The organism is Thiobacillus sp., assembly GCF_024708915.1.
Map to the genome: position 1 here is coordinate 1 of NZ_JANJXQ010000050.1, position 16604 is coordinate 16604.

15 protein-coding genes and 1 tRNA gene are annotated in these 16604 nt (G+C 65.4%); 11 read left to right on the forward strand and 5 right to left on the reverse strand.

Annotation, left to right across the window (positions count from 1 at the left end):
• Window positions 1-54: 54 nt before the first annotated feature.
• From Q0L94_RS03865 to Q0L94_RS03915, 11 genes are all read left to right on the forward strand, one after another.
• Window positions 55-513 (forward strand): glycine zipper 2TM domain-containing protein, encoded by a 459-nt coding sequence (locus tag Q0L94_RS03865; protein ID WP_296750231.1) that lies wholly within the window; start codon window positions 55-57, stop codon window positions 511-513.
• Window positions 514-720: 207 nt separating this feature from the next.
• On the forward strand, window positions 721-3636 hold the full coding sequence (locus Q0L94_RS03870) for an EAL domain-containing protein (RefSeq protein ID WP_296750233.1): 2916 nt from the start codon (window positions 721-723) through the stop codon (window positions 3634-3636).
• A 70-nt stretch (window positions 3637-3706) separates the two neighbouring features.
• The gene (locus tag Q0L94_RS03875) at window positions 3707-3985 is read left to right on the forward strand and encodes a type II toxin-antitoxin system HicA family toxin (protein WP_296750235.1); all 279 of its coding nucleotides are present in this window, start codon (window positions 3707-3709) and stop codon (window positions 3983-3985) included.
• Between the two features lie 169 nt (window positions 3986-4154).
• Complete coding sequence (fdnG, locus tag Q0L94_RS03880; RefSeq protein WP_296750236.1) at window positions 4155-7226, forward strand: formate dehydrogenase-N subunit alpha; 3072 nt, start codon at window positions 4155-4157, stop codon at window positions 7224-7226.
• Between the two features lie 11 nt (window positions 7227-7237).
• Window positions 7238-8107, forward strand: coding sequence for a formate dehydrogenase subunit beta (fdxH, locus tag Q0L94_RS03885; protein WP_296750238.1), 870 nt, complete (start codon window positions 7238-7240; stop codon window positions 8105-8107).
• The gene (locus Q0L94_RS03890; protein WP_296750240.1) at window positions 8104-8721 is read left to right on the forward strand and encodes a formate dehydrogenase subunit gamma; all 618 of its coding nucleotides are present in this window, start codon (window positions 8104-8106) and stop codon (window positions 8719-8721) included. Before fdxH ends, Q0L94_RS03890 begins: the two co-directional genes overlap by 4 nt.
• A gap of 37 nt (window positions 8722-8758) precedes the next feature.
• A complete protein-coding gene (fdhE, locus tag Q0L94_RS03895) occupies window positions 8759-9673 on the forward strand; it encodes a formate dehydrogenase accessory protein FdhE (protein ID WP_296750242.1) in 915 nt (304 codons plus the stop codon).
• Between the two features lie 71 nt (window positions 9674-9744).
• Window positions 9745-11154, forward strand: coding sequence for an L-seryl-tRNA(Sec) selenium transferase (gene selA, locus Q0L94_RS03900; RefSeq protein ID WP_296750244.1), 1410 nt, complete (start codon window positions 9745-9747; stop codon window positions 11152-11154).
• Window positions 11155-11169: 15 nt separating this feature from the next.
• Window positions 11170-12267 carry a transglutaminase family protein gene (locus Q0L94_RS03905; protein WP_296750246.1) on the forward strand — a complete coding sequence of 366 codons (1098 nt, stop codon included), beginning with the start codon at window positions 11170-11172 and terminating at the stop codon, window positions 12265-12267.
• Complete coding sequence (selB, locus tag Q0L94_RS03910; protein ID WP_296750247.1) at window positions 12264-14168, forward strand: selenocysteine-specific translation elongation factor; 1905 nt, start codon at window positions 12264-12266, stop codon at window positions 14166-14168. Before Q0L94_RS03905 ends, selB begins: the two co-directional genes overlap by 4 nt.
• Before the next feature lie 16 nt (window positions 14169-14184).
• Window positions 14185-14280 (forward strand) — tRNA-Sec (locus Q0L94_RS03915).
• A gap of 216 nt (window positions 14281-14496) precedes the next feature.
• On the opposite strand, the gene Q0L94_RS03920 is transcribed toward Q0L94_RS03915, so the two are convergent.
• From Q0L94_RS03920 to sugE, 5 genes are all read right to left on the reverse strand, one after another.
• Window positions 14497-15111 (reverse strand): alpha/beta hydrolase, encoded by a 615-nt coding sequence (locus Q0L94_RS03920; protein ID WP_296750250.1) that lies wholly within the window; start codon window positions 15109-15111, stop codon window positions 14497-14499.
• Entirely contained in the window at window positions 15096-15254 is a 159-nt protein-coding gene (locus Q0L94_RS03925; RefSeq protein ID WP_296750252.1) for a hypothetical protein, read from the reverse strand. The genes Q0L94_RS03920 and Q0L94_RS03925 overlap by 16 nt, the downstream gene beginning before the upstream one ends.
• Before the next feature lie 49 nt (window positions 15255-15303).
• Entirely contained in the window at window positions 15304-15657 is a 354-nt protein-coding gene (locus tag Q0L94_RS03930; protein WP_296750253.1) for a DUF488 domain-containing protein, read from the reverse strand.
• Window positions 15658-15661: 4 nt separating this feature from the next.
• Window positions 15662-16051 carry a DoxX family protein gene (locus Q0L94_RS03935; RefSeq protein ID WP_296750255.1) on the reverse strand — a complete coding sequence of 130 codons (390 nt, stop codon included), beginning with the start codon at window positions 16049-16051 and terminating at the stop codon, window positions 15662-15664.
• A gap of 163 nt (window positions 16052-16214) precedes the next feature.
• Window positions 16215-16535: a quaternary ammonium compound efflux SMR transporter SugE gene (gene sugE / locus Q0L94_RS03940; RefSeq protein ID WP_296750256.1), complete on the reverse strand. Its 321-nt coding sequence runs from the start codon at window positions 16533-16535 to the stop codon at window positions 16215-16217.
• Window positions 16536-16604: the final 69 nt, after the last annotated feature.

Sequence of the window (16604 nt, forward strand, 5' to 3'; positions counted from 1 at the left end):
CTTTGTGCGGTCCGTTTCCTATACTGAATGTCCGAAACCCCAAGGAGTCGAGCCATGAACCACAGGATCGCATTGCCAGTTGTCTTGACGGTTGCCTTGGTGGGAGGCTGCGCTGATATGGGCAGCCCGGGAGGGCCGAAATATGGCGCGACAGACAGTGCCGTGGCGAGCCAGACGGATCGCGACGGCACTGTAGCCAAGCTGGAAAACATCGAGGTGGACGACAAGTACAAGCTGGGGGTGGGAACAGCGGTGGGCGCAGTGGCGGGCGGCATTCTCGGCGCGGGAGTGGGCGACAGCACTACGGCCACGGTGGCGGGAGCGGTATTGGGCGGCCTGGCCGGAACCTATGCCGAGAGCAAAATCCATAAGGCGGATGCGCAGCGCGTCACGGTCGACATGAAGACCGGAGGACGCGTGACGATCGTGCAGCCGATGGATGGGCGCCTGCGCGACGGCATGAATGTGCGCGTCGAAGGCAGCGGCGAGAACGCCCGCGTGGTGCCGCGCTGAAGTGGCGCAGCCATTCGCCGGGCGTGTGCCGCCAGGTGTCCAGGCGTGGAATGCCGCCGTTCAATAACCATATCATGATGAAAACTTTGGTTATCGAACGGTTTTTCGCTGTCGTTTGTACTATCCGCCGCGGGCCTTATTAGCGGTATTCGTGACGGCATCTGGTGGCTAGGATGCCCGGTTCGAAAATAGCTGTCCGCATGCCTCATGGCCCGTAGTGCCGTCCCCCTTACCGAGAGCCGTATCCGCCAGATCAGAGCACCCGACAAGCCGACCAAGCTGGCCGATGGCGGCGGCATGTATTTGCTGCTGCGGCCGGATGGTTCGCGTTACTGGCGACTGGATTACCGTTTTGATGGCAAGCGCAAGACGCTGGCACTGGGCGTATACCCGGAGATTTCGCTTGGCGAGGCGAGAAGGCGCCGCCGTGCGGCGAAGGCGCTGCTGGCGACCGGACAGGATCCCGGCGCAGTGAGGAAGGCGGACAAGGCAAATAAACCGGGGACCGGCGCGGATGAGCAGGCCTATGCCCTGGCCATGCTCGGCGAGGGAATGTGGGACTGGGATCTGCGCAGCGGTCGGGTCAGGCATAACGCGCAGTGGGCGCAGCTGATGGGGCTGGACGAACGGCAGCAGGAACACGACTGGCAGCAGGCCGTGGCGGCGCTGCACGAGCAGGACCGGGAAGCGGTGATGACGGCGATACGGCACTGCCTCGATGGCACGGCCGCCTTCGAGTGCGAACACCGTATCCGCCACGCCGACGGCGCCACGATCTGGGTGCGGAACCGCGGCGAGGTCATGCGGCGCGATGCCGACGGCACGCCGCTGCGCATGGTGGGCAGCCTGCGCGAGGTGACCGAACAGCGGCATGAGGCGCGGGTCATGCGCTGCCACAATCTGCTGCTGCAGACCATCGCGGCGGTCAACGAAATGCTGATGCAGGAACTGCCGGATCAGGAGCTGATGGCGCGCATCTGCCAGGAGTTGGTGCGCGACAATCTGTTCCGCATGGCATGGATCGGCCTGATCGACGACGACGGCGTGACGGTGCGTCCCGTGGCGGAGGCGGGCAGTGTCCGCGGCTATCTGGCCCAGGCGGATATCCGCTGCGACGACTCGCCGCAGGGGCGGGGCCCCACCGGCAAGGCCATTCGTTCGGGCATCACGGTGATCAACGACGATACCGAGACCAACCGGCAGTTCGTGCCATGGCGGGAGCGGGCGCGTGCCCAGGGTTATCGCTCGTCGGCGTCGGCGCCGCTGCGGGTGAACGGGCGCGTGATCGGCGCGCTCAATGTCTACAGCGATGAAGCGCACGCGTTCGAGCCTGAAAAACGGATATTGCTGGAAAAACTGGCCGCCGATCTCGGCGTGGCCATGGGGAATCGCGCGGCACTGGCCGCGCTGCGCGAGAGCGAGGAACGCTTTCGGTTGATTTCCAGTGTTGCCACCGATCTGCTGTATTCCAGCCTGCAGACGGGGACGGGGTTTTATGCCTTCGACTGGGCAACGGCTTCGGCGGATCGCATCTTCGGCTATACGCTGGACGAGATCCTGGAGCAGGGCTGCTGGCGCAGCTACGTACATCCCGACGACCTGCCCGAATTCGACCGCAACATCACCCATCTGGCGCCGGGACAGCGCAGCGAATGCGAGCTGCGCATCATCGCCCGCGATGGCGCAACCCGCACTATCCGTGCCTATTCCATGGAGGTGAAATCGGATGACGGGCAGCATCGGCTGTATGGCGCCTGCCAGGACATCACCGAGCGCAGACAGGCGGAAGCGCGCATCGCGTATCTTGCCCATCACGATGTCCTGACCGGCCTGCCCAACCGCGTGCTGCTGCGCGACCGCTTCGAACAGGCGCTGGCGGTAGCGCAACGGGCCCGGTCGCATATGGCCGTGCTGTTTCTCGATCTGGACAACTTCAAGGTGGTGAACGACAGCCTGGGGCACGCCGCCGGCGATGAACTGCTGCTGGCCGCGGTCTCGCGCCTGTCCCACTGCATGCGCGACAGCGACACCATCAGCCGCCAGGGTGGCGACGAATTCGTCCTGCTGCTGAATGACATCCCGGATTTGGATACGGTAAAACGGGTTGCCACCGATATCCTCAGCCATCTGGCCGAACCGCTGGAGATCAACGGCCACGTGCTGAACGCATCCTGCAGCATCGGCGTCGCGATTTATCCCGGGGACGGCAGCGATTTCGACAGCCTGCTGCAGAAGGCCGATACCGCCATGTACAACGCCAAGGGCGCCGGCCGCAACAGCTATCGCTTCTTCGACGAACAGATGAACCAGCAGGCCCAAGAGCATTTGATGCTGCAGCACCGGCTGCACCAGGCGCTCTACCGTGCGGAACTCCAGGTGCATTATCAGCCGCAGCTGGAAATCGGCAGCGGCAAGGTGATCGGCGTGGAGGCCTTGCTGCGCTGGCAGAATGCGGAGCTGGGCGAGGTGGCGCCGGACCGCTTCATCCCGGTGGCGGAAAGCTGCGGCCTCATCGTGCCCATCGGCGCCTGGGTGCTGGAGCAGGCCTGCCGTCAGGCCCAGGCATGGCGCCAGGCCGGATTGGCCGACCTCGCCGTGTCGGTCAACCTGTCCGCCATGCAGTTCCACCGTTTCAGCCTGGTCGAAATGGTTGCAGGCGTGCTGGGCAGAAGCGGCCTGCCGCCGCACTTGCTGGAGCTGGAACTGACCGAGTCCATCCTGCTGCAGGATGTGGAGGGCACCCTGGATACGGTGCGGCAACTGAAGCGCCTGGGCGTACGCTTGTCCATCGACGATTTCGGCACCGGCTATTCGTCGCTCAGCTATCTCAAGCGTTTCGCCGTCGATCGGCTGAAGATCGACCAGTCCTTCATGCGCGGCGTCAATACCGACCCGGACAATGCCGCGATTGTCCGCGCGATCATCCAGCTAGCCCGCAGCCTGCGCCTGGACATCATCGCCGAGGGCGTGGAAACGCCGGCGCAACTGGCTTTTCTGCGCGAGGAAGGATGCCGCGAAGCGCAAGGCTACCTGTTCAGCCGGCCGCTGCCGCCGGCCGCCATGGAGGCCTTTTTGCGCGAACGCATCGCACCGGCCGGTGCGATGAACGGGGCGGCGCTGTAATTCCGGTTCGCCTCCCGGCGTCTCTCGCCCTATGCTGGAGGGATGTTGGTTGCCAATGCAGGTGACGGCCATGAGTCACAAGCGCGAGAGTTTGCTGCGATCCATTTTTGCAGGGCCGGTCAGCGGCAATGTCCACTGGCGCGAGGTGGAGTCGATGCTGACGCACCTGGGCGCCAGGGTGGAGCCGCACCATGGCGCGAATTTCCGCGTGGTCCTGAACGGGGTGGAGGGTTTTTTGCACCGCCCGCACAACAGCAACACCTGCACCAAACAGGAACTGCGCCATGTCCGCGATTATCTGGTGTCGGCCGGCGTGAGCCTGTCGCAGGATGGGGGCGGAGAACAATAAGCGCAGTTTGAAAGCCGGCATGCCGATGCCGGAGAAGCCGGCGGATGGGTCGAGGACGCGTTCCCTCCGTCGGCGGGTGATCCGATGGATCGGGAAATTTGCATAAGTACTTTTTGTTCCTATAGTTTTTTTTATGCGTTGCCGACGCATGGAAAACGGGAGAGACGACATGCAAGTGACTCGAAGACAGTTCTTCAGAATCTGTGCGGCGGGGGTGGGCAGTTCCAGTCTCGCAGCGCTGGGTTTCGCGCCCGGCGAGGCGTTGGCGGAAGTGCGCACATTCAAGCTTGCCCAGGCCACGGAAACCCGCAATACCTGCCCCTACTGCTCGGTGGGCTGCGGCCTGCTGATGTACAGCCTGGGCGACAAGTCCAAGAATACCGAAACCGCGATTTTCCACATCGAGGGCGACCCCGACCATCCGGTCAACCGCGGCACCCTCTGCCCGAAAGGCGCCGCCCTGGTGGATTTCGTGCGCAGCCCGAATCGCCTGAAGTACCCGGAATACCGCGCGCCGGGCAGCAAGGAATGGAAGCGCATTTCCTGGGACGACGCCTTCGACCGCATTGCCCGTTTGTTGAAGGACGACCGCGACAAGAACTTCATCGCCACCAACGACAAGGGCGAAACGGTCAACCGCTGGCTCACCACCGGCGTCCTCGCCGCCTCCGCCTCCAGCAACGAAACCGGCTACGTGACGCACAAGGTCGTCCGTAGCATGGGGATACTCGGATTCGACAACCAGGCGCGTGTCTGACACGGCCCGACGGTGGCAAGTCTTGCCCCGACGTTTGGCCGTGGAGCGATGACCAACCATTGGGTTGACATCAAGAACACGGACCTGGTTCTGATCATGGGCGGCAATGCCGCCGAGGCGCACCCCTGCGGATTCAAGTGGGTGACCGAAGCGAAGGCGCACCGCAAGGCGCGGCTCATTGTGGTCGACCCGCGCTTCACCCGCTCGGCCGCGGTGTCCGATTACTACGCGCCGATCCGTGCCGGCTCGGACATCGCCTTTCTCGGCGGCGTCATCAACTACCTGCTGACGCACGACAAGATCCATCACGAATACGTCAAGAACTATACCGACTCCAGCTTCCTGGTGAAGGACGAGTTCTCGTTCGAGAACGGCCTGTTCTCCGGCTACAACCCGGAGAAACGCAGTTACGACAGATCGTCATGGGGCTACCAGATCGGCGAGGACGGCTACGCCAGGGTCGACCCCACGCTGCAGCATCCGCGCTGCGTCTTCCAGTTGATGAAGGCGCACTACAGCCGCTACACGCCCGAGATGGTTTCCACCATTTGCGGCACGCCGCAGGCGGCCTTTCTCAAGGTGTGCGAGATGATCGCGGAAACCTCGGCGGCCAACAAGACGATGACCATCATGTACGCGCTGGGCTGGACCCAGCACTCGGTCGGATCGCAGATGATCCGTACCGGTGCGATGGTGCAGTTGCTGCTGGGCAACATCGGCGCGCCCGGCGGTGGCATGAATGCGCTGCGCGGCCACTCCAACATCCAGGGGCTGACCGACCTGGGGCTGCTGTCCGATCTGCTGCCGGGGTATCTGACGCTGCCGCGCGATGCGGAGCAGAACTTCGATGCCTACATCGACAAGCGCGCCTCCAAGCCCTTGCGTCCGGGGCAGCTGAGCTACTGGCAGAACTACAAGAAATTCCACGTCAGCCTCATGAAGGCTTGGTTCGGCGACGCCGCCAGCGCGGAGAACAACTGGTGCTACGACTGGCTGCCCAAGATGGACAAGGGCTACGACCTGCTGCAGGTATTCGAGGACATGGGCCAGGGCAAGGTCAACGGCTACGTCTGCCAGGGTTTCAACCCGCTGGGATCGGCGCCATGCAAGGTCAAGGTGTCCAATTCTCTGTCCAAGCTGAAGTTCCTCGTCATCATCGATCCGCTGGCAACCGAGACCTCGGAATTCTGGCAGAACCATGGCGAGTACAACGACGTCGACCCGGCCAAAATCCAGACCGAGGTGTTCCGCCTGCCGTCGACCTGCTTTGCCGAAGAGGACGGCAGCCTGATCAACTCCGGACGCTGGCTGCAATGGCACTGGAAAGGCGCCGAGCCGCCCGGCGACGCCTTGCCGGATCAGCAGATCATGGCCGGCATCTTCCTCAGGATCCGTGCGCTGTATCAGAAAGAGGGCGGCGCTTTCCCCGACCCCGTCCTCAATCTGACGTGGAAACACAAGGTGACGTCGTTCCCGGCACCCGAAGAACTGGCAAGAGAGTTTTCCGGCAAGGCGCTGAAGGACGTGACCGATCCGAAGGATCCGGCCAGGGTGCTGGTCAAGGCGGGCGAGCAGCTGAACGGCTTCGGCGAACTGCGCGACGATGGCTCGACCGCCTGCGGCTGCTGGATTTTTGCCGGCGCCTGGAGCGAGAAGGGCAACCTGATGGCGCGGCGCGACAACGCCGATCCCTTCGGCATCGGCCAGACCCTGAACTGGGCCTTCGCCTGGCCGGCCAACCGGCGCATCCTGTACAACCGCGCCTCCTGCGACCCGAGCGGCAAGCCGTACGATCCGACGCGCAAACTGATTGCCTGGGACGCCGGGGCGGGCAAGTGGACAGGGGCCGACGTGCCGGACTTTGCTGCCGATTCGGCGCCTGAAAACGGGATGAACCCCTTCATCATGAACCCCGAAGGGGTGGCGCGCTTCTTCGCGGTGGACAAGATGGCGGAAGGCCCTTTCCCCGAGCACTACGAGCCTTTCGAGACGCCGCTGGCGGCCAATCCGCTGTCTCCCGACAATCCGCTGGTGCGCTCTTCACCGGCTGCGCGGGTGTTCAAGGATGACTGGGCGACGTTCGGCAAGGCCGACAAATTTCCGTTCGTCGCCACCACCTATCGGCTCACCGAGCACTTCCACTTCTGGACCAAGCATGCCCGCCTGAACGCCATCACCCAGCCCGAGCAGTTCGTCGAGATCGGCGAGGAAATGGCGAAAGAGAAGGGCATCAAGGCCGGCGATCATGTGCGGGTGAAGTCGAACCGCGGCCATATCGTCGCGGTCGCGGTGGTGACCAAGCGCATCATGAGCCTGAACGTGAACGGCAAGCGGACCCATACGGTGGGTATTCCCCTCCACTGGGGCTTCATGGGCCTGGCGAAAAACGGCTATCTCACCAATACCCTGACCCCCTTCGTGGGCGACGGCAACACCCAGACGCCGGAGTTCAAGGCGTTCCTGGTGGATGTTGAAAAAGTCTAGGAGGCGATGACATGGCACTCCAATCGCTCGACATCAAGGCCCGTTCCGCCACCACCACCCCGCCGCCCAGGGCGCGCGACCCGATTCACGTCGCCAAGCTGATCGACATCTCCAAGTGCATCGGCTGCAAGGCCTGCCAGGTGGCGTGCATGGAGTGGAACGACCTGCGCGACGAGGTCGGCACCAATGCGGGAATCTACGACAACCCGCGCGACCTCACCGCCCAGTCGTGGACGGTGATGCGCTTCTCCGAGGTGGAGGTGGAGCAGGGCAGGCTGGAATGGCTGATTCGCAAGGACGGCTGCATGCACTGCGAAGACCCCGGCTGCCTCAAGGCCTGTCCAGCGCCAGGGGCGATCGTGCAGTCCGTCAACGGCATCGTCGATTTCCACCAGGAGCACTGCATCGGCTGCGGCTACTGCATCACCGGTTGCCCGTTCGACATTCCGCGTCTGTCGAAGAAAGACAGCAAGGTCTACAAGTGCACGCTGTGTTCCGACCGCGTGGCCGTGGGAATGGAGCCGGCCTGCATCAAGACCTGCCCCACCGGCGCGCTGGTGTTCGGCACCAAGGGTGACATGATCCGCCATGCCGAAGGGCGCATCGCCGACCTCAAGGAGCGCGGCTATGCCAATGCGGCGCTGTACAACCCCGAGGGTGTCGGCGGCACCCACGTGATGTATGTGCTGCAGCACGGCGACCAGCCGGAGATCTACGCGAATCTGCCGAAGGATCCGCACATCAGCCCGCTGGTCAGCCTGTGGAAGGGCATCGCCAAACCGTTGATGAGCCTGGGCATCGGGCTGGCGGTTTTTGCCGGGTTCTTCCATTTCGTCACGGCGGGCCCGAAGGAAGTCGAGGAAGAGGAGGAGCGGCCATGAGCACGATGATTCAACGCTACACCGCGCGGGAACGCAGCAATCACTGGGTGGTGGCGATCGCCTTCATCCTGGCCGGCCTCTCGGGGCTGGCGCTGTTCCACCCGGCCTTTTTCTTTCTCACGAATCTGTTCGGCGGCGGCCCTTGGACGCGCATCCTGCATCCCTTCATCGGCGTGGCGATGTTCCTGTTTTTCATGGTGATGGCGGTGCGATTCTGGAGCCACAACCGCTTCACGCCCGCCGACCGCCAATGGCGGAAGCGCATCAAGGATGTGCTCTGCAACCGCGATCAGGGGCTGCCCGAACTCGGCAAGTACAACGCCGGGCAGAAAATCCTGTTCTGGGTCATGGTGGTGAGCATCCCGCTGCTGCTGATTTCCGGCATCGTCGTCTGGCAGCCGTGGTTCGCGCCGTTTTTCTCCGTCGGACTGCTGCGCGTGGCGGTGGTCGTGCATGCGCTGGCAGCCTGGATCCTGATTCTTGGCATCGTCGTCCACATCTATGCGGCGATCTGGGTCAAGGGAACGGTCCGGGCGATGACGCGCGGCACGGTGTCGGCCGCCTGGGCGAAGCAGCATCACCGCGCCTGGTACCGCGAGATGACCGGCAAGTGAGTATTGGCGACTTCACACAAGGGATACGCTAGCGCATATGACCACCACCCTCCTGCAACCCGGCCAGATCGAAGCGGCGGCCGGCAGTATTCCCGAGTTGCGGCTGCCGCCCGCCGACGTCTTCCTCACCCGCGCCAGGAGGCTGGAGCAACTGGCCGAAGGCCATGCGCTGGCCGACTACCTGCGCTTCGTCGCCCGGCTCGCGCGCGCCCAGCAAGACCTCCTCGACGCCGGCCCGGCGGGCGGCCTGCCCCCCGCCGAACGGCTCGATCAGTGTCGCGCATACGGCATGCCGCCGCTGGCGCCGGCAGGCCTTCCGCGTCCGGCCGGCTGGCACGGCACCGCCCGCCAGCTTGCCCGCACCGTCCAGCCGCTGCTCACGCCCGCCGGCCAGGCCGCGCTGCAGCCGCTGGTGGACGGCGCCGACGCCTGGCTCGACGAGCAGGCGACGCGCCTGATCGAGAACGATACCGAGCACGTGAATGCCGCGGTCGCACCGATCATCGGCGCCGCGCTGCAGGCGCACTGGACCCATCTCGCACGCCAGCTCGACTCCGCCCAGGTGGCGCGGCCCGAGCATCCCAACCTGTGCCCGGTATGCGGCTCGCATCCGGTCAGCTCCGTGGTACGTATCGGCGGCGCCGAAAACGGCCTGCGCTACCTGCATTGCGCGTTGTGCAGTTCGGAGTGGCACGTTGTACGGGCCAAGTGCAGCAACTGCGACAACACCCGCGGCATCGTCTACCATCATCTGGAAGGGAGCGACAACGGGGTGCGGGCCGAGAGTTGTCCGGAATGCCGGACCTATCTGAAAATCGTCCACCAGGACAAAAACCCGCAGGCCGATCCGGTGGCCGACGATCTCGCCAGCCTGGCGCTCGATCTGCTGATGGACGAGACAGGTTTCGTCCGCAGCGGGGTCAACTGGTATCTGATTCAAGGCAGCCCATGAAAGAGTTCATATAAGGTAGCGCTGTAGCGCTGCAAAACGCCGATTCATAAACTGCAAAGGGATGGTCTATCGTGCATAGCGCCCCGCCTCTCCGCCCCCCTTCGATCGACCGCATCCTCAACTGGAGCGCCGTCGCCACGCTCATCACCGAATACGGCCGCGAACCGGTGCTCGCCGGCGCGCGCAGCGTGCTCGATTCGGCCCGCCAGGCCACACGCGATGGCGCACGGGCCGACTATACCGAGCCCACCCTGACGGCCCATCTTGAGGCGCATCTGGCGCAGCGCAACGCGCCACGCCTGCAGCGGGTGTTCAACCTCAGCGGTACCGTCCTGCATACCAACCTGGGCCGCGCAACACTGCCGGAAGAGGCGGTGGACGCCTTGATCATGGCGGCGCGCCATCCCTGCGCACTGGAATACGACCTCGAAAGCGGTGGCCGTGGCGACCGCGACGACGTGGTCGAGGGCGTGCTGTGCGAGCTCACCGGCGCCGAGGCCGCCACCGTAGTCAACAACAACGCCGCCGCAGTGTTCCTGCTCCTGAATACGCTGGCGATGCGGAAACAGGTGATCGTCTCGCGCGGCGAACTGGTGGAAATCGGCGGCGCCTTCCGCGTGCCCGACATCATGAGCCGCGCCGGCGCCAGGCTGGTGGAGGTGGGCACCACCAACCGCACCCACCTGCGCGACTTCGAAGGCGCCATCGGCCCGCGCAGCGCCATGCTGATGAAGGTGCACACCAGCAATTATGCGATCCAGGGCTTTACCGCCAGCGTGCCGGAGGCGGAACTGGCGACGCTTGCCCACGCCAGCGGGCTGCCCTTCGTGGTCGACCTCGGCAGCGGCACGCTCGTCGACCTTGCCCGCTTCGGCCTGCCGCGCGAACCGACTCCGCAGGACTCGATCGCCGACGGCGCCGACCTCGTGAGCTTCAGTGGCGACAAACTGCTGGGCGGGCCGCAGGCAGGCATTCTGGTCGGCAGCCGCGAGCTGATTCGCCGCATCAAGAAAAATCCGCTCAAGCGCGCACTGCGCGTCGGCAAGCTCACCCTGGCTTCGCTGGAGGCGGTGCTGCGCCTCTACCGCGACCCCGACCGCCTGCCCGAACGGCTCACCGCGCTGCGTCTGCTGACACGGCCGCAGTCCGAGATCCGCGCGCAGGCCGAGCGCCTGCTGCCCGCACTGCAAGGTGCGCTCGCCGGCTGGCCGGTCGGCGTGACGGTCGAGCCCGCGCTGTCGCAGATCGGCAGCGGCTCGCTGCCGGTGGACCGCCTCGACAGCTGGGCGCTGGCGGTGAAGCCATCCACGCGCAGGACCGGCGTGCTGCACGACATCGAAGCCGTGCTGCGCGGCCTTCCGGTTCCCGTGATCGGGCGCATCGCCGACGGTGCGCTGCGGCTCGATCTGCGCTGTCTTGCTCCGGGCGACGAAGCCGACTTCGCCGCGCAATTCGCGCAGTTGATTCCAGACAGTCCCTGAGAGAAGGAGAGCACCATGCAACGACGCGAATTCCTTTGGTCCTCGGCGGCGCTTGCCGCGGGTGTCATGTGGCCAGCCCGGCGGGCGACCGCCGCGTTCACACCGTCCCCGGACAACGGCTGGCGCCTCTTCGAGGTCACCCACCGGGTCGAGGTGCTGCAGCCGGAAGGCACCACCCGTGTCTGGCTGCCGCTGCCTTCGGTTCAGGAGGAGGGCTGGATCCGCACCATGGGCAATCTGTGGCAGGGCAACGCACTGACGGCGCGCCTGCTGCGCAATCCGGAGTACGGCGCCGAGATGCTCTACGCCGAATGGGCGCCGGGCGAGAAGCCGGTGCTCGAGGTGACCAGCCGTTTCGCCACGCGCGACCGCGCCATCGACCTCGAACGCGCCGCCCGGCCCGCGCCGCTGTCGCGCGCCGACCGTCAGCTCTATACCAAGGCAACCAGGATGCTGCCTACCGACGGCATCGTCCGCGATACCGCACGCGAGATCACCCGCGGTGCCAGGACCGACGAGGCCAAGGCGCACGCCATCTACCAGTGGGTGGTCGACAACACCTTCCGCAATCCGAAGACGCGCGGCTGCGGGCTCGGCGACATCCGCTTCATGCTCGAATCGCGCGATCTCTCCGGCAAGTGCGCCGACCTCAACGCACTCTATGTCGGACTCGCGCGCGCGGCCGGCCTGCCGGCGCGCGACGTCTACGGCATCCGCGTCGCCGATTCGCGCTTCGGCTACAAGAGTCTGGGCAAGAGCGGCGACATCAGCCGCGCGCAGCACTGCCGCGCCGAGGTCTGGCTCGGCCGCCACGGCTGGGTGCCGGTCGACCCCGCCGACGTGCGCAAGGTCGTGCTCGAGGAGTCGCCCGGAAATCTCGCGCTCGACGATCCGAAGGTGACAGACGTGCGGCGGCGCCTGTTCGGTTCCTGGGAAATGAACTGGCTCGCCTACAACACCGCACACGACCTGCCGTTGCCGGGCTCGCGCGACGTCACCGTGCCCTTCCTCATGTATCCGCAGGGCGAGACCGCCGCCGGCATGCTCGACAGCCTCGACGCGTCGGCCTTTACCTATCGCATCACCTCGAAGGAAATCACCGCATCCGTATGATCGTCGGAACCGCTGGCCACATCGACCACGGCAAGACCACGCTGGTGCATGCGCTCACTGGCGTAGACACCGATCGTCTCGCGGCGGAGAAAGCGCGCGGCATCAGCATCGAGCTCGGCTACGCCTACCAGCCGCTGGAAGCCGGCGGCGTGCTCGGCTTCGTCGACGTCCCCGGCCATGAGCGCTTCATCCACACCATGCTCGCCGGCGCCGCCGGCATCGACTTCGCGCTGCTAGTGGTGGCCGCCGACGACGGCGTGATGCCACAGACGCGCGAGCACCTCGCCATCCTCGATCTGCTCGGCATCGAGCGCGGCGCGGTGGCGCTGACCAAGGCCGACCGCGTCGATGCGGTCCGCATCGATGAGGTCGAGCACGACCTCGCACAGTTGCTCGCCGATACCGCGCTCGCCGGCAGCCCGCTGTTCCCGGTATCCGCAGTGAGCGGGCAGGGGGTCGATGCCTTGCGCGAGCACCTGCATGCGGCGGCGCAGGCGATACAGCGTGCTGATGAAGCAGGCGGGTTTCGCCTCGCGGTCGACCGCAGCTTCAGCCTCAAGGGTACCGGCACCGTCGTCACCGGCACCGTGTTCGCCGGCCGCGTCGCGGTAGGCGACGAACTGATGGTGACGCCGTCGGGAATGCCGGTGCGGCTGCGCGGCCTGCACGTGATGAACCAGCCGGCGCAGGCGGGGCAGGCCGGCCAGCGCTGCGCGCTTAACCTGGGTGGCATCGGCAAGGACGAGATCGCGCGCGGCGACTGGATCGTCGCGCCGGCTCTGCACGTGCCGACCGCGCGCTTCGACGTGCGGCTCAATCTCGCGCCGCAGGCGCTCGCGCCGCTCGCTCACTGGGCACCGGTCCACCTGCACCTCGGCGCGGCGCACGTCATGGCGCGCGTGGCGCTGCTCGAAGGCGAGAAGCTCGCGCCCGGGGAATCCCTACTGGCGCAGCTGGTCGCCGATCGCCCGCTCGGTGCGTTGAACGGAGATAGATTCATCGTGCGCGACGCCGAGGCGCGTCACACCCTCGGCGGCGGCACCGTGCTCGACCCCGACGCGCCGGCGCGCAAGCGCAAGACAGCGCTGCGCCTGGCCGAGCTCGCTGCGCTGGAAACCTCCGATATTCCGCAGCGCCTGGCACGTCTGCTCGACCTCGGCGGCGTGAACCTGAATACCTGTGGCGTGCACTGGAACCGCAGCGATCTCGTCGAGCATTTGCCGGACGACAGCACGCATGTCAGCGCTGGCCGCGAGGACTGGGCGTTTTCCGGGGCGCACTGGGCGGGTCTCAAGGACAAGCTGCGCGCCGACCTGGCCGGTTTCCACGAGCGCTTTCCCGACGAGCTCGGCTCCGAGGCCGCGCGCGCGCGCCGCATGTTCTTTCCCAAGCTGGCCGCGCCGGTCTTCGCTGCGCTGACCGATGCCGTGCTCGCCGATGGCAGCGTGCGGCGCAGCGGCGCCTGGCTGCACCTGCCGACGCATTCCGTCGAATTGAGCCGCGAGGACGAGGCATTGTGGCAGCGTGTCCGACCCTGGCTCGTCGAATCGCCGATCGACCCGCCCTGGATGCGGGATCTGGCGAAAAGGGCAGGGCGCGACGAGGCGTCGATGCGCCGCTTGTTGCAGAAGCTCGCGCGGCAGGGCAAGCTCTACCAGGTCGTGCGCGACCTGTTCTACCTGCCGGAGGCCGTTGCCGGATTGGCGGCGTGGGTGCAGGAACTGGAGCACGCCTGCGGCGAGACCCGTGCCGCGGAGTTTCGCGACAAAAGCGGCCTTGGCCGCAAGCGCGCGATTCAGGTACTCGAGTTCTTCGACCGCGTTGGCTACACGCGACGCGTGCGTGAAGCCCACCGGTTGCGCAACCCGGGGCTGTTCGGAGGTGATGCGCACAGGATTTGAAACAAAGGTTCCAAACGGAAGGGATGCGTTCCTGGTGGTGCGGCCGGACTTCAAATCCGGTTGGGGGTGTCAGTCGCTCCCGGGTGGGTTCGACTCCCACTCCCTTCCGCCACTTTTCGTCGGCATGGCAATCCGGCATGCCTGCTGACCCGTGCCCAGAGCGCAAGCCAGATTTTCCCGAGTTGAAGAGTGTCACCGACGGCGTGTCTCCAGCCAGGGCGGGCCGAGACACGCCTGGTAGAAGCGGGCGGCGCGCTCGAGATCGGACGCGCCGAGGGTGACGAGACTGATGCGCGGCTCCATGGCGTTCTCCCGGGCGAGCGTGCGGTCAGGCCAGCGGTTTCAGGAAATCAAGCATGTCGTCGAAAACCTGCTTCGAGTTCATGATGAAGGTGTGGGTAGAGGGCACCTTGACCGATTCCGCTTCGAAGCGGCCGGTGGCTTCGGACACGCCGAGAATGCAGTCGTTGGCTTCCATGCCGAACGGCAGCCAGGACGCGCGCGGGCAGCCGACGCCCGCATAGATCCGGGTCGGCATCGGCGGCATCGGCAATTGCAGCATGAACGATTCGAGCGCCAGCAGCTGGCCCATTTCGCCCGTCAGCAATCGATAGAGCCTGAAGCGGGAAAAAAACCTTGCAGCCCTGCAGGCAACCATCGGTGGCGCCAGGAAAAAGCAGGCGGATGGCGCCCGGTTTTCCAACTGGCCGAGCGCCGTCCGGATGATCACCGTCCCAAGGGAATGCCCGACCAGCGCGTAGTTCCCGGTGTCCACCCGGCGATCGATCAGTTTCACCAGGCGCGCGACCGCGCCCTGCAGGGTTTCAAATGCGGGAGCGTAGCCGAACAGCACCGGATTGTGCCCGGCCCGCCGTAATCGCCGGCGCAGCCGCACCATCGAGAGCGGGGTTCTGCCCATTCCATGAATCAAGACCAGGTCCATGCGTCCCGGAACAATGCTTTGCGGGTGGGCAGCGAAGCGGCGGCGCCAAGGCCGGCAGGGTAAACAGGATTTTTCATGGTCTGAGGCACGGGCTGCGCGCCGCCGTTCTCGATCCGCAATTCGATATGCTTGAATGGTCCCATTGGCCGCTCAAGGTGCCGAGCGTTCCAGGCGCGGGGATGACGGATTGCGCTAGCGGCCACGCGCAAGAACGAAGGCTTTCAGGACCACTGCGTCGTTGAAGCGCTCTTCCTTCGCGCCGAACAGCAATGTCACCGGGCGCGTACCGGCCAACTCGACCAGCTGCGCCAGCGCCGCCGGCTGCTGGCGCAGTTCCTGCTGGTAGCGTTGCCTGAATTCGTCCCACTTTGCGGGGTCGTGATTGAACCACTTGCGTAGCTCGGTGCTGGGCGCAAGCTCCTTCAGCCATAGATCGACGCGGGCCTTTTCGCGGCTGAGGCCGCGCGGCCACAAGCGGTCGACCAGAATCCTCGCGCCGTCCTCCGGCGACGGGAGTGCGTAGACGCGCTTGACGCGAAGCTCCATCCGGCTATCCGCGTTGCCCGCCGCGTTTCGCATCCACGCTGAATGCGCCGGCGCCGTGGACGTAGAGCATCAGCAGCCCGCCTCCCATGGCAAGGTTTTTCATGAACATGATCGTCTGGGTCTGATCGCCGAAGTTGGTGTGGAAGAACAGGGCTGAAACAATACTGAATGCCGCCAGCGCAAGCGCGGCCCAGCGCGTGAGGAAACCCGCGATCAAGGCGAGACCGCCGCCGATTTCCAGGGCGATGACCAGCGGCAGCAGCATGCCGGGCACTCCCATGGCCTCCATATAGCCCTGCGTTCCGATGTAGCCGGAACCGAGTTTGCCCAGTCCGGAGATGAGGAAAATATGTGCGAGAAGAATCCGTGCGAGCAGCGTGATTGCATTGTTCATGAAACCTCCTTGGTTGAAAAAAGCGCCGCCCGATCGCCGGCCCCGGCGCGCCAGCCACCCAAGGGGCGGGCCAGTGTTCCAACCAATATAGTCGCTCCGCAGACAAGCAGGCGCCTGCGCAAATCGAACCGCGCCCCCAGCGGGGCTGTCGGTTCCGCAGCGGTCAGGCAGGCGTTGCCAGCTTCAATCCGACAATGCCGGCCACGATCAACGCAAGGCTGAAAATCCGCGCCGCGTTCACCGCTTCGCCCAGCAGCACGATGCCGAGCAGGGCCGTGCCGACGGCGCCTACGCCAACCCAGACGGCATACGCCGTGCCGACCGGCAGCGTACGCATCGCGATGCCGAGCAAGGCCAGGCTCACCACCATCGCTACCACGGTTCCAACGGTCGGCCAGAATCGCGTAAAGCCGTCGGTGTACTTCAGGCCGATCGCCCAGCCGATTTCGAACAGGCCTGCGACAAACAAAATCGCCCAGTTCATACAATGAATCTCCTTTGTACCGGGTCGTCCCAGGGTCGAAGCGCGTGTGCGGGGTCGTCCCCGCGGCGC